At 52.4% G+C, this 18,943-nt stretch carries 16 protein-coding genes; 13 read left to right on the top strand and 3 right to left on the bottom strand.

Translation table 11 applies throughout. From position 1 onward, the window contains the following. The first annotated feature begins 18 nt into the window (after nucleotides 1-18). The 11 genes from murC to ACN0IC_RS05030 all read left to right on the top strand — a co-directional run bounded on the left by murC (nucleotide 19) and on the right by ACN0IC_RS05030 (nucleotide 14,191). Nucleotides 19-1,446, top strand: coding sequence for a UDP-N-acetylmuramate--L-alanine ligase (murC, locus tag ACN0IC_RS04980; protein WP_416877667.1), 1,428 nt, complete (start codon nucleotides 19-21; stop codon nucleotides 1,444-1,446). After that, complete coding sequence (murB, locus tag ACN0IC_RS04985) at nucleotides 1,446-2,357, top strand: UDP-N-acetylmuramate dehydrogenase (protein WP_416877668.1); 912 nt, start codon at nucleotides 1,446-1,448, stop codon at nucleotides 2,355-2,357. Before murC ends, murB begins: the two co-directional genes overlap by 1 nt. Continuing rightward, nucleotides 2,354-3,277: a D-alanine--D-alanine ligase gene (locus ACN0IC_RS04990; protein WP_416877669.1), complete on the top strand. Its 924-nt coding sequence runs from the start codon at nucleotides 2,354-2,356 to the stop codon at nucleotides 3,275-3,277. Before murB ends, ACN0IC_RS04990 begins: the two co-directional genes overlap by 4 nt. Beyond that, nucleotides 3,265-4,146: a cell division protein FtsQ/DivIB gene (locus tag ACN0IC_RS04995; RefSeq protein WP_416877670.1), complete on the top strand. Its 882-nt coding sequence runs from the start codon at nucleotides 3,265-3,267 to the stop codon at nucleotides 4,144-4,146. Before ACN0IC_RS04990 ends, ACN0IC_RS04995 begins: the two co-directional genes overlap by 13 nt. A gap of 9 nt (nucleotides 4,147-4,155) precedes the next feature. Next, a complete protein-coding gene (ftsA, locus tag ACN0IC_RS05000; RefSeq protein WP_416877671.1) occupies nucleotides 4,156-5,427 on the top strand; it encodes a cell division protein FtsA in 1,272 nt (423 codons plus the stop codon). 206 nt (nucleotides 5,428-5,633) lie between these two features. Next, nucleotides 5,634-7,076: a cell division protein FtsZ gene (gene ftsZ, locus ACN0IC_RS05005; protein WP_416877672.1), complete on the top strand. Its 1,443-nt coding sequence runs from the start codon at nucleotides 5,634-5,636 to the stop codon at nucleotides 7,074-7,076. Between the two features lie 157 nt (nucleotides 7,077-7,233). Further along, complete coding sequence (gene lpxC, locus ACN0IC_RS05010) at nucleotides 7,234-8,175, top strand: UDP-3-O-acyl-N-acetylglucosamine deacetylase (protein ID WP_416877673.1); 942 nt, start codon at nucleotides 7,234-7,236, stop codon at nucleotides 8,173-8,175. Nucleotides 8,176-8,271: 96 nt separating this feature from the next. Then, nucleotides 8,272-9,132, top strand: coding sequence for an outer membrane protein assembly factor BamD (locus ACN0IC_RS05015; protein ID WP_416877674.1), 861 nt, complete (start codon nucleotides 8,272-8,274; stop codon nucleotides 9,130-9,132). Between the two features lie 19 nt (nucleotides 9,133-9,151). Then, a complete protein-coding gene (recN, locus tag ACN0IC_RS05020; RefSeq protein ID WP_416877675.1) occupies nucleotides 9,152-10,828 on the top strand; it encodes a DNA repair protein RecN in 1,677 nt (558 codons plus the stop codon). Further along, complete coding sequence (ligA, locus tag ACN0IC_RS05025) at nucleotides 10,825-12,897, top strand: NAD-dependent DNA ligase LigA (protein ID WP_416877676.1); 2,073 nt, start codon at nucleotides 10,825-10,827, stop codon at nucleotides 12,895-12,897. The genes recN and ligA overlap by 4 nt, the downstream gene beginning before the upstream one ends. 64 nt (nucleotides 12,898-12,961) lie before the next feature. Continuing rightward, on the top strand, nucleotides 12,962-14,191 hold the full coding sequence (locus ACN0IC_RS05030; protein WP_416877677.1) for an MFS transporter: 1,230 nt from the start codon (nucleotides 12,962-12,964) through the stop codon (nucleotides 14,189-14,191). Here ACN0IC_RS05030 and ACN0IC_RS05035 read toward each other — a convergent pair. Further along, the gene (locus tag ACN0IC_RS05035; RefSeq protein ID WP_416877678.1) at nucleotides 14,188-16,011 is read right to left on the bottom strand and encodes an aminopeptidase P family protein; all 1,824 of its coding nucleotides are present in this window, start codon (nucleotides 16,009-16,011) and stop codon (nucleotides 14,188-14,190) included. The genes ACN0IC_RS05030 and ACN0IC_RS05035 overlap by 4 nt on opposite strands. Before the next feature lie 132 nt (nucleotides 16,012-16,143). Between ACN0IC_RS05035 and ACN0IC_RS05040 the strand changes: the two genes are divergently transcribed. Continuing rightward, nucleotides 16,144-16,341: a hypothetical protein gene (locus ACN0IC_RS05040; protein ID WP_416877679.1), complete on the top strand. Its 198-nt coding sequence runs from the start codon at nucleotides 16,144-16,146 to the stop codon at nucleotides 16,339-16,341. A 128-nt stretch (nucleotides 16,342-16,469) separates the two neighbouring features. Further along, entirely contained in the window at nucleotides 16,470-16,637 is a 168-nt protein-coding gene (locus ACN0IC_RS05045; protein ID WP_416877680.1) for a hypothetical protein, read from the top strand. 83 nt (nucleotides 16,638-16,720) lie between these two features. Here ACN0IC_RS05045 and ACN0IC_RS05050 read toward each other — a convergent pair whose 3' ends face one another. Then, complete coding sequence (locus tag ACN0IC_RS05050) at nucleotides 16,721-17,566, bottom strand: 50S ribosomal protein L11 methyltransferase (protein WP_416877681.1); 846 nt, start codon at nucleotides 17,564-17,566, stop codon at nucleotides 16,721-16,723. Beyond that, on the bottom strand, nucleotides 17,567-18,943 hold the full coding sequence (locus ACN0IC_RS05055; protein ID WP_416877682.1) for a hypothetical protein: 1,377 nt from the start codon (nucleotides 18,941-18,943) through the stop codon (nucleotides 17,567-17,569).

The raw sequence follows: 18,943 nt of genomic DNA on the forward strand, positions 1-18,943 counted from the left end.
GAAAAGAAGAGGCAGACCATGCCCCAACCCGATTTAAAACAACAATCTCTTGCCACCAAAGTGCCTTTTGACGTCGGTCCGATACATTTCGTCGGCATAGGCGGCATCGGCATGAGCGGTATTGCCGAAGTGCTTCTAAATCTGGGGTATCAGGTTCAGGGGTCTGACATGCGCGAAAGCGCAAATACTGAACGACTTCGCAAACTCGGCGCGGAAATATTTATTGGGCAGAAAGAAGGCCAGGTTGAAGGGGCGGGTGCAATCGTTCTGTCTTCCGCGATCAAGAAAGACAATCCCGAATTGATTGAGGCCCGCGCCAAATCTATTCCCGTCGTGCGCCGCGCCGAAATGCTGGCCGAGTTAATGCGTCTGAAATGGGCTATTGCCGTGGGCGGCACTCACGGGAAGACAACGACTACCACAATGATTGCGGCTCTCTTAGAGGGTGGCGGGCTAGACCCAACGGTTATCAATGGCGGTATCATCAATGCTTACGGCTCAAATGCGAAGCTCGGACTTGGCGACTGGATGGTGGTCGAGGCGGATGAGAGCGATGGCTCCTTTCTGAAGCTCTTCCCGACTGTGGCGATCATTACCAATATTGATCCAGAGCATATGGAACATTACGGCGATTTCGATACGCTTCGAAAAGCATTTCATACTTTTGTTGAAAACCTGCCTTTCTACGGGTTTTCGGTTCTCTGTATCGACCACGCCGAAGTTCAGGCACTGGTCAGCAAAGTCTCTGATCGCCGCGTGATCACCTACGGATTCAATCCTCAGGCCGACGTCCGCGCTGAAAATTTGCATTTAGAGCCGACGGGGTCGCGTTTTGATGTTGTCTTTACGACGGGCGATCAAGAGGAGGCCTGGAGAGGCTTGTTCCTGCCGATGGCCGGTAAACATAATACGCAGAATGTTCTCTCCGCCATTGCCGTTGCAAGGGAGCTTGGTCTGAACGAGGCGCAGGTTCGCGCTGGTCTCGAAAGCTTTGGCGGGGTGAAGCGCCGTTTTACCAAAGTCGGGGAATGGGAAGGCGTCACTATTATTGATGATTATGGTCATCACCCGGTGGAAATTTCCGCTGTTCTCCAAGCGGCGCGTCAGGTGACAAAGGGGCGGGTTCACGCCGTGGTGCAGCCGCATCGTTATTCCCGTCTGTCTCATCACTTCGAAGAATTCTCGACCTGTTTTAACGATGCGGACCGGGTGTTTGTCACCGATGTTTACGCCGCCGGGGAAGAGCCTATTGAAGGCATTAGCGGTCCGGACCTGGCCAAAAGCCTGACCTCCCACGGCCACAAAAATGTGTCTTTGACGGCTAAAAAGACTCTTGCGGCTGACTTAAAACCCCACGTAAAAAGCGGCGATCTCGTCGTATGCCTCGGAGCCGGCGATATCACCTATTGGGCGGCAGATCTGGCCAAGGATTTGGAAAGCGCTTGATGTCACTCCTAGAACGCCTCCCGTTGGTCAGAGGGTCGCTGAAAGCGGATGTCTCACTCGCGCCTTATAGCTGGCTGCGCGTTGGCGGCCCGGCGGAAGCTTTCTTCATTCCAAAAGATGAAGCGGACTTAGCGCATTTTCTCTCTTCCACCCCGGACGATATCCCGGTTCAAGTGCTGGGCGTCGCCTCGAATACGCTGATACGTGACGGCGGCGTTAAAGGGGTTGTCATTCGCCTGGGGCCGGCCTTTGCGAAAATTACCGCTGAAGGAGACCGCCTAACTGCGGGGGCGGCGGCTTTGGATAATAAAGTGGCGAAAGAGGCCGCTAAAGCAGGTATTACCGGATTGGAGTTTTACGCAGGCATTCCCGGCACGATTGGCGGCGCGCTTCGCATGAATGCGGGATGTTATGGCGGCGAGACGAAAGACGTCTTGGTCGAAGCGGTCGCCCTTGACCGCCGCGGCCGTCGCCAGATCATGCCTTTGGCCGAGTTCAATTACCGGTACCGCGGAAGTGACGCGCCTGATGGTTTGATTTTCACCCAAGCTGTTTTTCAAGGTAAGGTAGATGCGCCGGAAGATATCATGGCGCGCATCAATGACATCACGTCACGACGAGAGGAGAGCCAACCCATTCGAGAAAAAACAGGCGGTTCAACCTTCAAAAACCCTGATCCCGAACAGTCCGGCGGGCGAGGGGCCTGGCAGGTAATTGACGCCGCAGGCGGGCGGGGCTTTCAAGTCGGCGGCGCGCAGATGAGCGAGAAGCACTGCAACTTTATGATTAATACCGGCGACGCAACAGCCGCCGATTTGGAAATCCTCGGCGAAACCATCCGGGACAAGGTTCGTGCGAGTGAAGGCGTTATGCTGGACTGGGAAATCAAACGAATTGGAGTTCCCTCATGAAAGTCGCCGTGCTCAAGGGCGGAATTTCGTCTGAACGGGAAGTCTCTCTCGTCTCCGGTGAAGAATGCGCCAAAGCGCTCCGGTCCTGCGGATATGATGTGGCCGAGATTGACGTTACCCGCGATTTATGGATTCAGCTGGAAGAGGCCGGCCCTGACGTGATTTTCAATGCGCTTCACGGGGACTGGGGCGAAGATGGCCGGGTTCAGGGCGTGCTCGATATGTATGGCAAACCCTATACCCATTCCGGCGTCATGGCCTCTGCTTTGGCGATGGATAAGCATCGCGCCAAACATATCCTGAAAGCGGTTGGCATAACCGTTGCGCAGGGCGGATTATATGATCGCATCGCGGTGTCCAAGTCGCATCCGATGAAGCCGCCTTATGTGGTAAAACCCAACGGGCAGGGCTCTTCCAAATCGGTTTATATTATTCAAGACGACAACTCCAATATGTCGGCTGCCATCGCCGATGACAAGGAAATGGGTGATGAGGTCATTGTCGAAGCTTTTATACCGGGCCGCGAATTAACGGTGACCGTGATGGCAGACCGCGCCTTGGCGGTAACGGAAATCATCCCCCAGACAGACTGGTATGACTATGAGGCAAAATACGCAAAGGGCGGATCGGTACATGTGGTCCCAGCCGATATTCCACATGAAGCGACCCAGCTTTGTCTGAAATGGGCGGTCGAGGCCCATAAAGCGCTAGGCTGCCGCGGCGTTACGCGTTCCGACTTCAGATTTAATGAAAAAAATACAGCTTCCGGCGACATAGTAAACAAAATCGTAATGCTTGAACTTAATACTCAACCCGGAATGACTCCGACATCTCTGGCCCCGGAACAGGCGGCCCATGTCGGAATAGATTTTGAACAGCTTTGCCGCTGGTTGGTTGAGGACGCTACATGGCCCAGATGAAACGCAATTCGTCTTATTCGAAGGGACCCTTGCAGAGGGTTTCTCCGTTAAAGCCCGGATTACGTAAAGCCCAAGTCTGGGGCGCCGCCAAAGTCAGAGCGGCGCAGCACTCAAAAAAAAGCTTCCTTCGGTTTTGCGGCGGTGTGCTGGCCGTCTTTTTGGCGGTCACTGCACTCGCGCTCTGGATGGGCGGGTTTTGGCCGCAGCTCATTGAAAATGGCAAGCTCTATAAACAACACAGATTGATGGCGATGGGGTTCGTGGTCTCCCGAGTTGATGTGATGGGCGAGGGCCGATTGAACGAGCAGGATGTATTGCGGGCGGTGAATATCCGGCCCGGCGATTATTTCTTCGGTGTCGATCTTGATGCGGCTCAGCGAAATACAGAAAGCTTGCCTTGGGTAGACCGCGCCGTGGTGCGCCGCCTCTGGCCTAACCGGATTGTTGTGCAGCTTGTGGAAAATCAACCTTACGCCCTTTGGCAGAATGAAGGCCGGTTTTCGTTGGTCGATGCTACCGGAGAGATTATCGCGCCTGTCTCGGACGAAACAGTTCTGCCCGACAACCTTTTGCAGGTCGTCGGCAAAGGCGCTTCGGCTGAAGCTGAAACTCTCGAAGCGAGCCTGGCGCTTTGGCCGGGACTTCGGGCCAGGACCACTTCGGCGGTTTATGTCTCAGAGCGTCGTTGGGATTTGATGATTTCCGGCGGCATTAAGGTAAAACTTCCGGCGGGTGATGTGGACAAGGCGCTGTCTGAACTGGCAGACTTACAAGCGCGCTCTCAAATTCTCGACCGCGTGGTAAGTGAAATCGATTTACGCCTCCCGGACAGAATATCAATCCGGCCCTCCGACCCTAAACAATCTTAGTTCACTTATATGTTCGGACGTTCCAAGCAGAAACAAACGGAAACATTTGCCGTTCTTGATATCGGATCGAGCAAGGTTGTGTGCCTCATTGGCCGCGAAGAACCGGGCATGGGCGTTCGACTCATTGGAACCGGCTTTGGCGTAAGCGCTGGGGTTAAGCATGGTGCCGTCATTGACTTGGAATTGGCGGAAACAGGCATTCGCTCCGCCGTGGAAAAAGCCGAGCGCGCGGCCGGTGTCACCGTGCACGGCGTTAATGTGAATGTCGCTCTACGCTCCCTTCGTTCTCAGCACATGCGCGTACAAACGGAATTTGCCAGCGGGGAAGTGGCCGACCGAGACTTGAAACGGGTGATGAATAGCAGCTTGTCCGAACTGTCTCAGCCGGATTATGCGATCCTCCATGCCATTCCCATGCAATGGAGCGTGGACGACGAGGTCGGAATTGACGATCCGCGGGGCATGTATGGGAAAAGTCTGGGCGTGGACATGCATTTTGTCTTGGGCGGAATGGGACCACTGCGAAATCTGGCGCATTGTATAGAGCGCTGTCATTTGGAAATCAGATCCGTGACAGCCTCTCCTTACGCTTCGGCTTTGTCTGTTCTCACCGAAGATGAACGGGATTTGGGCGTTACCGTCATTGATATGGGCGCCGGCGTGACATCAGTGGCGGTGTTCCGCGATAATGTACTCGTCCATGTTGATGCAATTGGGGTCGGAGGACGTAACGTCACTCAGGATATTGCCAGAGGTTTGTCTACCCCGCCCGAAGCGGCAGAACGAATCAAGACAATTTATGGATCGGCGCTGCATGGATCGGATGACGAACACGTTATGGTGCCCTGTCCACCAGTGGGAGCCCAGGACAGTTTGCAACACCATCCCAGAGCTAATTTGACGGCTATTGTCCGGTCGCGGATTGAAGAAACGTTTGAGCTTCTCAATGAGAGGCTCCACCGCGCCGATATGGACAACTTTGCCGGGCGCCAGATTGTTTTGACCGGGGGCGCTGCGCAGCTCAACGGCGTTAGAGAGCTGGCGGAGCTAATTTTTAATAAGCGGGTGAGAATCGGACAGCCTCACGGCATTTTTGGGCTGGATCAGAGCATGACGGAGTCTGATTTCGCGGTTGCGACGGGGCTGCTCAAACAGGCTTACGAAAATCCGAGGGAAGCCATTTCGGGGCCTCCGGATTTGTCAGGTCGCCGCTACCGAGAAAAACGATATTCCGGTCACCCTATCGGTCGGTCTTTCCAATGGTTGCGTGAGAATTTCTAGAAATTCAAATATTTAAAAGCTCTGTTTTTCAGAGAGTATTTTAAATTTCCCCGGAATATTTGATTTGTAGGATTAAATACCCAACTGCAGATATTTTCAGGAAAACCCCGTTAAAAGGTTAAAATTAATGTCTTGGTTAATCACACTTTAACGGTTTGAGCCCATCTTCGTTTTTAACCAAACATTGACCATAAACGGGACCTACCATGCCAATCAGTCTCTCTCTGCCCAAAGCCGTTGAACTCAAACCCCGGATCGTCGTTATTGGCGTTGGAGGCGCAGGGGGGAATGCGGTCAATAACATGATCGCCTCTGGTCTGGACGGGGTAGAATTTGTTGTCGCAAATACAGACGCGCAGGCCCTGGCCCTGTCCCGCGCCGATCGCCGGGTTCAAATGGGCGGCGGCGTCACGCAAGGTCTTGGCGCCGGTATGCGCCCAGAGATTGGCGAAGAATCAGCCGAGGATAGCCTGACTGAAATCATGGAACATCTCGACGGATGTCACATGTTGTTTGTCGCGGCTGGTATGGGCGGCGGAACAGGCACGGGCGCAGCGCCTGTCATCGCACGTGCGGCGCGCGAGCGCGGCATTTTGACGGTCGGTATTGTGACCAAGCCTTTCATGTTTGAAGGCTCTCGCCGGATGAAGCTAGCCGAACAGGGGATTGAGAATCTCTACGCCTCCGTCGACACAATGATTACCATTCCGAATCAAAACCTTTTCCGCGTCGCGACAGAAAACACGACCATGTCTGACGCTTTCGCGATGGCCGACGAAGTTCTACATAGCGGCGTACGCGGCGTGACTGACTTGATGGTTGTTCCGGGGCTTATTAATCTCGACTTTAACGATGTCCGCACCGTCATGGATGAAATGGGCAAGGCCATGATGGGCACAGGCGAAGCCACGGGCGAACGCCGCGCTGTTGAAGCCGCAGAAGCCGCCATTAACAACCCGCTTCTGGATGATGTTTCTCTTAAAGGTGCCAAAGGCGTCTTGATCAATATCACGGGCGGACGCGATCTGACGCTTTACGAAGTTGACGAAGCGGCCAGCCTCATCCGCGAGCAGGTTGACGAAGACGCCAATATTATTGTCGGGTCTGCATTGGATGATGACCTGGACGGGATTATCCGCGTCTCCGTCGTCGCGACAGGTGTCGATTCCGAAGCCCGCGCGGAAGAGCCTCCGGCGCCTTTCGTCACGCGTTCCTCCCGCGAAGAGGCCAATATCGTTGAGCTTCCGGTTCAAGAGAAAGCACCGGAAAAGGTTGCGGCGCAGGATACAGGGGATCGGTTTGCCGACTACAATCCTGTGGCTAATATGCAAAAAGAAGTGGCCCAGGAGCTTTCCAAGCCGAAATCTGCGACACCGCCGCCATATGTGGCGCCGAGGCCTTATCCGCCTCAGTCTTCTGCTTCGAGTGAAGAAAAAGCTGTAGAGTCTCCTGAAACAGAGACTATTCCTGAATCGCCCACTCCATCCTTAAAGAAAACGGCTCTTGGCGGTTTGTTTGGCCGTCGTAAGAAAACACCGTCGCCGACTATTCAGACGCAGACGACCAAAGCGCCAGTCGGTGATTTGTTCAGTGATGACATGGAAGATGAGCTGCAAATTCCGAGTTTTCTACGCCGTCAAAGTAGATAATTAAAATCTTCTCTGAACTGAGCTTACTGCTTAAAAATTGTTCATAAAACTCAACTAAGCCCTTGTTTAAAAGGGCTTTTTTTGTGTCTGTAACACGCTGTAACATCAGGTTTATTGTCTGTAAGCAACCAATGGCTCACTCAGTCATTGGGGCCATATGAGTATATTAAATATGTCAAATGTCAGACGTCAGTCCACTTTGAATTCCGCCGCTGTTTGTGCAGGTATTGAACTGCATGGAGGCAATCACACGCGATTGGCCATGCGTCCGGCTCCGGTGAATACAGGCCTTGTATTTATCCGAACGGATGTCACAGATCGCCACAACCGTATTCAGGTTGAACCTGAAGCTGTCTCTGATGTGAAAAACTGCACAACTCTCGAAAACGCGGCTGGAACCAAAGTTTCCACCATTGAACATCTTCTCGCAGCGCTCGCGGCCTCGGGTATAGACAATTTGATTATGGAATTGGACGGACAAGAGCTCCCGGCTCTGGACGGTTCAGCTGAGCCTTTTTTGAGACTGATCGAGCGGGTCGGCGTAAAACGCCAAGACGCGCCGCGTCGGTATGTCGAGGTCCTTCGGCCCGTTGAAGTCCGCAAGGGCAAGGCCTTTGCACGGGTTCTTCCCTGTGCGCAGCTGGAACTCAGTGTTTCAATCGATTTCAAAGACAAGGCTATCGGCCAGCAGAAAGTCGAAATTGTCCCCGACGTCAGAGCGTTTCGCGACCGCCTTGCGTCTGCGCGCACCTTTGCGCGTCTGCATGAAGTCGCAGCTTTACAGGCCGCAGGTCTGTCAAAAGGCGGCTCGTTAGAGAACGCTATCATCGTTGACGGCGATAAAGTCCTAAATCCTGAAGGCTTGCGGTTTGCGGATGAGTTTGTCCGCCATAAAGCTCTAGACCTGTTGGGCGACCTTTACCTGGGGGGGCCGATTTTGGGCCGCGTAGAAACGCATGCCTCCGGACACGGCCTGAATCATGATTTATTGATGGCGCTTTACGGAACTCCGGACGCTTGGCGCTTTGTTTCGATGAACGGAACAGAGCTTTTGCCGGAGTTGAAAAGCCCGGCCAGACTGCAAAGCGTCAGCGCATAACAGTTTTCTCACTTTCCGCCTTGCAAAGCATCCTTTAAGAGACCCATTGTATTTCAAAGGATATGCTTAGAATCATATCCGCAAACGGATTGCTTTATGGCTTTTAACACGACTTATATGCGTTTCGTCCGCTTTGGACTTATTGCTATTCTCACTATCATCCTTTCGGGTTGCTCGATTTTCGGCGGCAAGTCGAAAAAGGAAAAGCTCGCTTATATCGAACGGCCTGCCGAGCTGATTTACAATCAGGCATTTGAGCGGGTCGAGAAAAATGACTGGGAAGAAGCCAATCTGTTTTTCCAGGAAGTTGAACGTCAGCATCCCTTTTCTAAATGGGCGCGTCGCGCCATGTTGATGAGTGCCTACGCACATTACCGTACAACAGATTACGAGCAGAGTGTGGCAACGGCTCAGCGATTCATCAGCTTGCATCCCGGTAATGAGAGCACGCCCTATGCTTATTACCTGATCGCGATCAATTATTATGACCAGATTTACGATGTAGGCCGCGACCAGGCGACGACCGTAAGTGCCGAAGCCGCGTTGCAGCAAGTCGTTCGGCGTTTCCCCGACAGTGATTACGCTCGTGACGCCCGATTGAAGCTTGAACTTACCCACGACCATCTTGCGGGTAAGGAGATGGCCATTGGGCGCTATTATCTGGAGCAAAACCAACAGCTTGCCGCAATTGGCCGTTTCAAGAATGTTGTAAAAAACTATGAAACGACATCCCAGACCGAAGAAGCGCTTCACCGCCTTGTCGAGTCTTATGTCTCTCTTGGTATTATCAATGAAGCCAAACTCGTCGGCTCGGTCTTAGGGTATAACTACCCAAATAGTGAGTGGTATCAGGACTCTTATGATTTGCTTCAAGGCTACGGAGTTGATCTGGAAGCAGAGCGGAAGAAGAACCGCCGCGATGGTTACTGGCAACGTTTGAAAGAGCGGTTGTTCTAAAAGGTATGACAGAAGCGATATGTTAAGTGGGTTATTTGTCCGCAATGTAGTTCTGATCGAACAGTTGAGCCTTGAGTTCCACGATGGCTTGACGGCGCTTACGGGCGAGACCGGCGCAGGTAAATCCATAATTCTAGACGCGCTCGGCATGGCCACAGGCGCGCGCTCGGACCGGGGCCTCATCCGGGCCGGGACGGAAAAGGCGGAATGCACCGCCTCCTTTACGCTATCGACCTCCCATCCGGTTATTGCCCATCTAACAGAACAGGATATTGAGATTGTCGCAGGCGAAGACCTAACTCTGCGCCGCGTGATACAATCCGATGGACGCTCCAAAGCCTATATCAATGATTCTCCGGCCGGTGTGAAACTGCTCTCTGAAGTGGGAAAACTGCTTTTGGAGGTTCACGGGCAGCATGACGGACGCGGTTTGTTGGACCCGACCACCCATATTACGCTCCTCGATCTTTTTGGCGGTCACAAATCCGAGCTACAGGCCGTGGCGAGTGCCTATCAAACCCGGCGGGACACACAGAAGCACCTTAAAGCGCTAAAAGAACGTCAAAGCAAAGCCGGAGAAGATCAGGAATTCCTCGAACACGCAATGAACGAGCTGGACAAACTGGACGCCCGGCCCGGCGAAGAGGAAACGCTTGCCGATGAACGCCGTTTCCTACAAGGCGCAGAAGGCGCTCTGTCTGAACTCACAGCGGCGCAGGACACACTTGGCGAAGATGGTGAATTCGAAGAACGTCTTTCCATGGCTTTGTCCGGAATCGAACGGGTAAGCAGCAAATTCGGCGACAGTGATCTGCCAGCCGCAAAATCTCTGCAATTAGCGGCTGAGGCGTTGGAGCGAGCCCTTTTGGAAACGCAGGAAGCCCGCAATGCGGTCAGCGTCGCAGCGCAGAGCTTTGACGTTGAACCGGGGCGTTTGGACGCCGTTGAAAAACGTCTCTTCGCGCTTCGCGGCGCCGCCCGAAAATATGGATGTGATATTCCGGGCCTCATCGAGAAACGTGCCCAATTCGATGAAGAGCTTGAGGCGATAGAAAGCGTCGCAAAGGATATTTCCAAGGCTGAAAAAGAAGCGGCTAAGGCGAAGGAGATATATGACCTCGCCGCTAAGACGCTTACTGAAGCCCGCCAAAGGGCGGCGAAAGCGCTCGACGAAGCCGTGGCGCAGGAACTGCCGCCCTTGAAAATGGAGCGTGCGACCTTTGAAACGCGAATTGAGCCTGCACCGGAAAGCGCCATGGGCGTGGATTTAATTCGTTTTGTTGTCTCAACCAATCCGGGCACGGCCCTCGGGCCTTTGGATAAAATTGCGTCGGGCGGCGAAATGGCGCGGTTTGCCTTGGCGATAAAAGTGGCTCTGGCCGGAAAGAATGAAGCCGTCATGGTCTTTGACGAAGTCGATCAAGGTGTGGGCGGTGCAGTGGCCAATGCAGTCGGCAAAAGATTGTCGCGTCTGGCCAAAACCGCTCAGGTCTTTGTTGTCACGCATAGCCCTCAAGTAGCCGCGGCCGCCGATAATCAGTTTCGGATTGAAAAGTCCTCAACGGGAACGACGACCACAACACAGGTTCATTCTGTGGCCGATGCGGCGCGCGAGGAAGAGATTGCTAGAATGCTCGCCGGCGAAAAAATCACGCCGGAAGCCCGCGCCGCCGCGCGCCAACTCATGGCCTCATGAGCGCCTCAAATATGACAGAGGCGGAGGCAAAGAAACGCATCAAAAATTTGAGCATGGAAATCCGCGCGGCGGATGAGCAATATTACAATGATGACAATCCGCTTATCTCAGACGCAGAATATGATGCTCTTCGTCATGAGCTGACCGAGCTGGAAGCTCAGTTTCCGCATTTGATTGTGAAAAATAGCCCAACGCAGAAAGTCGGCGCAAAACCTTCTGGCCGATTTGATAAAATCAAACATAGCGTGCCAATGCTGTCCCTGGACAATGCATTTAATGACGGGGATGTCTGGGATTTCGTGGCCCGCATTAAACGATTTTTGAGCCTTTCTCCCGAGGCGGAGCTATCTTTTACGGCAGAGCCAAAAATTGACGGTCTATCGGCGGCACTCCGCTACGAGCAGGGAAAACTTGTCACGGGCGCCACTCGTGGTGACGGGCAGACTGGGGAAGACGTTACGCGCAATCTGATGACCTTGAAAGAGGATGTGCCGCATGAATTGAGCGGCAAGGGGTGGCCGGACATTCTCGAAATACGCGGTGAAGTTTATATAGAGCATGACGCGTTCGAAGAGATGAATGCCGCGCAGTTCAAAGCCGGAAAACCGGAATATAAAAACCCGCGCAACGCGGCTGCCGGGTCGCTCCGACAGATTGACCCGAGCGTTACAGCGTCGCGTCCATTGAGGTTCTTCGCCTATACCTGGGGGGAGGTCAGCGAGCCTCTCGCCGAAACGCAGATGGGCGCGGTGGAAATGATGGCGGAATGGGGTTTTTCGACCAATCCCGATATGCGCGTTCATACCAGCGCGAAAGAGATGGTCGCGCATTACCACGAAATCGAAGAAAAGCGCGCGGCACTTGGCTATGACATTGACGGGGTCGTTTACAAGGTGAACGACCTCGCACTGCAAAAGCGCCTTGGCTTTGTCAGCCGCGCGCCGCGCTGGGCCATTGCGCATAAATTCCCGGCCGAAAAGGCTGTGACCGTTCTGGAAACGATTGACGTGCAAGTGGGACGAACAGGCGCGTTAACACCCGTGGCGCGCCTGACCCCCATCACGGTGGGCGGCGTGGTTGTCTCCAACGCCACTTTGCATAATGAAGACGAGATTGTACGCCTGGGCGTAAAGCCGGGTGATACCGTCGAAATACAGCGGGCAGGGGACGTCATCCCGCAAGTTTTGCAAGTCATCAAAGACGGGGGTGGAGAGCCATATAAATTGCCGACAAATTGCCCGATCTGCGGCGCAGAAGCCGTTCGGGATATTGACGAGAAAACAGGGCGGCAGGATGTTGTGCGGCGCTGCACGAATGGTCTGGCTTGCCCCGCCCAGGCCAAAGAGGGGCTCAAACATTTTGTCTCCCGGCGGGCATTCGATATTGACGGTCTCGGTGAAAAACAGATTGCCCTCTTTTTTGAATTGGGTCTGGTGCGGGAACCCGCAGATATTTTTGTTTTGCAGGAAAAACGTTCCGAACTCGAAAAACTTGAAGGGTTCGGCCAGACAAGTATAGACAATCTTTTCAACGCTATAGACGCGCGGCGAACCATCGGATTTGCCCGTTTTTTGTATGCTCTAGGTATTCGTCATATCGGACAGGGCAATGCGCGGTTAATGGCTCGCCATTTCCAGAATCTGGAAAGCCTGAGGGCACAATGGGGGGACTTGGCGAGCAGAGAGAGCGCGGCTTTCCAATCCATCCTTCACATTGACGGGGTCGGTGAAGCCGCGGCGACGGCCTTTAGCCAGTTTATGACCGCACCCGAAAACCGCTCCGTCGTTGAAAGCTTGCTTGAGCACATCACAATTGAACCCGTTGAAGAGATTGCTGCAGACAGTGTGGTGTCAGGCAAAACGGTTGTCTTCACCGGAAAGCTCGAACGCTTTTCCCGTGATGAAGCCAAAGCCAAAGCACAAAGCCTCGGCGCGAAAGTGAGCGGATCAATATCGGCCAAAACCGATTATCTCGTGGCCGGTCCCGGCGCGGGATCAAAATTGACAAAAGCTCAGGATCTTGGGGTAAATGTTCTGACAGAAGATGAATGGCTTGCCCTGATAGAGTAAGTCTTCATAGGTTTAACAAAGCGCGCCCCTTGCCTTTGAACGGCTCTCACTGCAAAGCCTAGCTATGCCAATACTCAGATTTTTCAAAGAGAATGCCCGTTGGGTTGTGGGCGGGTTTTTACTGACCTTTTTCTCTTCGTTTGGACAAACATTTTTTATCTCACTATCGGCAGGAGAAATTCGAGCCGAATATGATTTGAGCCATGGCGATTTCGGATTGATCTATATGATCGCTACACTGGGAAGTGCCTTGTCGCTTCCCTGGGTCGGGAAAATCGTCGACTATTTTACCCCGTCGAAAGTGACTTTGATGATTGTCCCTCTATTGGCGCTTGGAGCCGTTGGGATGACTTTCTCGACGCATATCATTACCCTGGTTCTCGTTATCTATTTCCTTCGTCTATTTGGTCAGGGAATGATGACTCAAAATGCCCTGACGGCAGCGGCCCGGTGGTTTACCGCCAGTCGAGGCCGCGCCGTGTCTCTGGTGACATTGGGGCATAATGCCGGGGAAGCCGTTTTCCCGGTTCTTTTCGTTTTAACCGTGAGTTGGGTTGGCTGGCGCTATAGCTGGCTTTTGGCGGCTATAACGCTCCTCGTGGTCGCCCTTCCGATTATTGCGGTTCTGGTCTCTAAAGACAGAGAGCCACGCGCCACTGACCCGATACCGCTGATTGTCGATGGCCGCGATTGGACTCGTCCGGAAGTCATACGCGATCCGCTTTTCTGGATCGTTCTTTTAGGTATGCTGGCTCCGGCTTTTATCGGCACGACCGTATTTTTCCATCAAGTCTATTTGGTGGAATTGCGGGACTGGTCCATGCCGGCCTTTGCCTCGGCCTTTTCACTAATGGCCGTCTCTACCATTATTTTTACGCTGATATCCGGCGCTTTGGTTGACCGATTTTCAGCGATAAAGCTCTTACCAAGTTTTCTGATCCCCTTATCGCTGTCCTGTTTTGTGTTGGGTGGATTTGAGGCGCAGTGGTCAGCCTTTGTCTTTATGTCTTTGATGGGAATTTCTTACGGCTTCTCCTCCACTCTGATGGGGACGATCTGGCCAGAGCTTTACGGCACCAAACATCTAGGCTCTATCCGCGCCATAATTGTGTCGATGATGGTATTTTGTACAGCTGCCGGCCCCGGGCTGACCGGGTGGCTGATAGATATCGGAGTCTCTTATCCGAAACAGATTACAGCGATGGGCGTTTATTGCGTCTGCGCCTGTATCATGATGGTGTTCATCTCCAAGGCCTTCCAGAAGCGAAAGACCTTGGAGCTGGAGAATAGTTAGAGCGGCGCGCAGGCTTTCTCGAGCCAGCTTTTGATTTCGCCGTCAAAGTTCGGCCCGATCTCTTTGAGAACTTCGGCGTGATAATCATCGACATATTGCCGCTCTGCCTTATTGAGCAGATCCAGATCGATTAGGTCGCGGTGGATAGGCGCCATAGTGAGGGTTTTGAACCCCATCATGGGCCGCTCACCGCCTGCAATTTCCTCTGGCGGCAAGACAAATTGCAGGTTCTCAATACGAATGCCGTATTCGCCGGTCTTATAATAGCCGGGCTCGTTCGAAACAATCATACCGGGTTGAAGCGCGATTGTGTTTGAGGCCTTAGAGATGCGCTGCGGGCCCTCGTGAACGCCCAGGAACGACCCGACGCCATGGCCTGTGCCGTGATCATAATCGAGACCTACCTGCCAGAGAGGCGCACGGGCAAAGGCGTCCAGGGCCGGGCCTGTTGTGCCTTCGGGAAAGCGGATTGTCGCCAGTGCGATATGACCTTGTAGGACGCGGGTGAAACGATCCCGCATTTCATCTGTCGGTTCGCCAATCGGGACTGTGCGGGTAATGTCCGTTGTGCCGTCCTGATATTGACCGCCGCTATCAACCAGATAGAGTGAATTTGGTTTGAGCGGCAATACCGTTGAAACACTGACGCGGTAATGACAAAGCGCGCCATTTGCGCCCGCGCCGGAAATGGTCTCAAAACTCAAATCCTTGAGCCCGTCATTTTCGTGGCGGAACATTTCAAGCTTCGTGGCGGCTGAAATCTCGTCATACTCACCTGACTGGGCTTCGGTATCGAGCCAATGCAGGAATTTAATGATGGCAACGGCATCGCGTTTATGCGCCGTTGCAGAGCCTTCAAGCTCGGCCTGTGTTTTCGTGGCTTTCGGAAGAGCGACAACATCCATTGCCTTTTTGACATTGGCACCGGAGTTCGTCGCTGTATCGAAATGCCAAGCCGAGGCGGAGTTCGGATCCATTAAGACGGTTTTACCGGATAGGCCTTGCAGCGTGGTTTCCAAATCTTCTTCACCTTGGATAGCGACTTCATTGCCTAGGTGCTGACTGATTTCGGAAGAGATTTTTTCTGACCTGACGAAGAGGTCGACATGACCGTCCTTGCGGATAATGGCCGTCGAAAGGGGGAGGGGCGTGCACTGCACATCGCCGCCCCGAATATTCAATAGCCAGGCAATGGAAGCCGGCGCCGTTATCAAGGCGTAATCGGCATTCTTCTCCTGAAGGATTTCAGCAATCTCCTCGCGCTTTTTAGCGTGGGATTTCCCGGCAAGTTTTTCGGGCTGAATGGTGATGGGCGTCAGCGGCATAGGCGGGCGGTCCGTCCAAGCAACATCAATCGGGTTGGGCTCCATGGCTTTAGCGGTGCCGCCCGCCAGCTCAATCGCTTCGATCAGCTGCACCAGGGCGGACGGGCTGTGCAGCTTGGGATCATAGCCAATAACCTGTCCTGCCTTTACATTTCCCCGCAGCCATTTGGCGACGCCGTCTTCGAGGCGTTCATAATCAAAAAGGTCTTTGTCTACCTGTTGCTTGATCTGGATAACGTAGCGTCCGTCAACAAACATGGCGGCTTTGTCCTGCATGACAACCGCCGCGCCCGCAGAGCCTGTGAATCCGCTGAGCCATTGCAGGCGATCGGTTGAGGCGGGAAGGTATTCGTTCTGATATTCGTCTTCATGCGGGACGATAAAACCATCCAGATTTTGCTTTTTGAGCGCGGCTTGAAGAATAGGGAGATTTTTGCGGCCATAGTCCGGACCGCCTTTGACTTCAAAGTTTTGGAAGAGGGTAATATCGTTCATGTTTTTGTGTCCAATTCGTCAAAAATAATATGTGAAATACGTGTTATGGGGGAACAGGTCGCATTTCTTCGCGTTCTGTGCTATAATGTAATCCATCAGGCCGTTCGTTTGAAGGAGTTAATGGAGTCTAAGGTGTCACAAAAACTGTTCAACCTTAACATCAATTTCTTCAGCTCAAATGCTCAGGCAGAAGAGACAGTCATACTGAAACCGGGCTCGGAATTTGAGTCTGAAGAGACTGAAATCAAACCTGCTGCTGACATCCTCGAATTTTCCTATCCGCCGGAAAGCCCTTTCTACAAGGCAAAAGAACGTAAACGCGCTTCGTAATTTATTAACCAGTCTTGCAATTCTGCATATCTGTTCGGGCGGTTCTGTCTGTTCTCAAAAATTCAGAAATAACTACATAGCCCTCGTTAAGCAGGGCGAATATGCGCCTGAGAATTAGAGGTAAGAAAATGACGACTGAATTTAACGGATTAGAGTTTATGAGCTTGGATACGCGGACATTCCGTCCGACATTCGAAGGCGCTCAGGCCCGCCGTCCTGAGACACAGGGCCTGACTGGAAGCTTGATCGGACGCCGCAATGCGCGCCGCGATCGTCGGGCCAATCGCGCACTATAGTTTATAACATAGATGTAAGCATGAAGGGCTTCGGCTTTCCCCTTTGGCCGGAGCCCTTTTTTGTGCGCGCTTTTCAAATAAGATTAAGGCTTTACAGCCAAAAGGGACGTCCATTCTTCTATCGCCACTCTGGGAGAAATAGAAAAACCGGCTGCTTTGAAGGCATTTGAGACCGTCTCTGCCTGCTCGTTCAGAATTCCGGATAAAATGACTTTGCCGCCTTTTTGAGTGGCTTTGAAAATGTCAGGCGCCAATCCCATGAGAGGCCCTGCAAGAATATTGGCAAAGATGAGGTTGAATTGTCTGTCGCGAAGTGAAGGGGAGTCAAACCCTTCGGCCTGCAAGACTTTCATATTCTCTCCCACCTCATTTAACCTTGCATTTTCTAACGTCACGTCGACGGCGTCCTGGTCGATGTCGCTGGCAAGAATTTGCGCTTCGGGCAGGGCCTTTGCGGCCGCTATGGCCAATATTCCCGCGCCGCATCCTAAATCCAGAACGTCTGAAGGCTTGAAACCTTCGGTGAGTAATTTGTCAAAGATGACAAGACAGCCTTTTGTCGTGCCATGATGGCCTGTACCAAAAGCCATCCCGGCCTCAATTAAAATAGGGTGCGCGATTTCATCGGGGATATTGTCTTTTTCATGTGACCCATAGACAAAAAACCGGCCGGCCAGGACCGCAGGAAGACCTGACTGAACCTCGCTCACCCAGTCTTTGTCAATGATAGCCGAGACATCTCCGCCGCAATTTTCCTGAGCGGTCAGGGCCTCAGTTTCGGTCAGGTAAATCGCCTCAACGAGTTTCTCTTCGCCTTGATCAAAAAGGGAGACGGATTGAGCTTCACTTTCTTCAAGAAAGCCGAGAGCTTCCGCAACTTCAAACGCTTTGTCTTCGTTTGTCACTATCTCCAGTTTCCAAAGCGACATTTATTTTTTCTCAATTGGGGGGCCAACCAAGTCGGCGATACATCCTGCCGTTCTCAATTTCCCATTATCGGCCCCGCAGACCATATAGCGCATTAATTCGGGCTGCGCGGAATGACCATTATGGGCGCGAAGCGGGTCGACAAAACTTTTTACCAAGGGGATTAGCGGATCCGCAAATTCGACACGCATATCAATCATATTGAACCCGGTCATGGCGACAATGTTATCAGAAATATCGCGTTTATCTTCTCCCACGAAGACACTATGACGCTCTCCATTTTTTATAAGGCTTCGGTAATAAGGAATCAGCTCATAACTAAGAAAGTCGTTCACCTCGGAAAAGGCGACAATTGTCGGTCTTTCTTCGGGTGGCATATAAGGCGGTACTTTAGGTTTCGTTGTTCCCAAATCGGATAAATTCAACAAAGCCACTTGATTGGCCAGCATAATAAATTCGGTATTTTCAATCATGGCGTCGTGAACAGTGTCCTTGTCGTCTGTCATGACATCCCGCATGATGTCATAAGCAATTTTACTGCCCAAACTTTCCGTCACAAAAACAAATTGGTCCGTTTCAACAGATGTTTCATTCGCGATTTGGCATATTTCATCGGCGGTTACGCGCTTGCCTTGTTCCTTAAATTCAAATCCACCCGCATCCAGATTGGCGGCGCACATGGCGCCATATATAGCTTCTCGAATTTCTCCTCCGACAGCCCCGAGATATAAGATGGCATCAGAAAAACCGAAATTTATCAATTTGTCTTTGAGGTATCTGTTATATTTGCGGCGTAGGGCCGCGACGCCATCTGTGTTTAACTTGTCATCATATCCAACATGGGGCTCTTGGAGGCTTTGCCAGAATATTTCGTCCCAAAAAACGCGGTAGATGACATATTCCAAATCGTCGCTAATATGGAGAACTTGCCGGTCGAGACAGACGAGATCATCCAGTGTCAGATCAACCCCTGGTAGGGCTGTGTGATAAGTCTTGGGTGAGTCTTCTTTTATGTAGATGTGATTATTTACGTTTGTCGCTTCGTCCGTGGTATCGCGTCCGCAGAGACTGCTGACGGCTTTGTCATCGACTTCCAGGTTATAGGCATTGGCGAGGCCTTTTATGAACTCATTCGCTAAGGGCTTGTCATCCGGGTTTTCAATCCACCCGACACCGTGGAGGTAAATGATGTTTACACGATTCCCGGGCTTTTCATCATAACCGGTTGCCAAGGCTTCTAGGCCTCGAAACGATCCGTCATTGGACGCATCTGATGTGAGGGAGTTGATACTTAAAACACGAGTTTGGGTTGTGGAGCACCCGCTCATTCCCATCGCTGCCAAAGACAACCAGATCAGCCCAGTTTTTAAAAATTTCAT

This window comes from Litorimonas sp., assembly GCA_029936425.1.
GTDB lineage: Bacteria > Pseudomonadota > Alphaproteobacteria > Caulobacterales > Maricaulaceae > Litorimonas.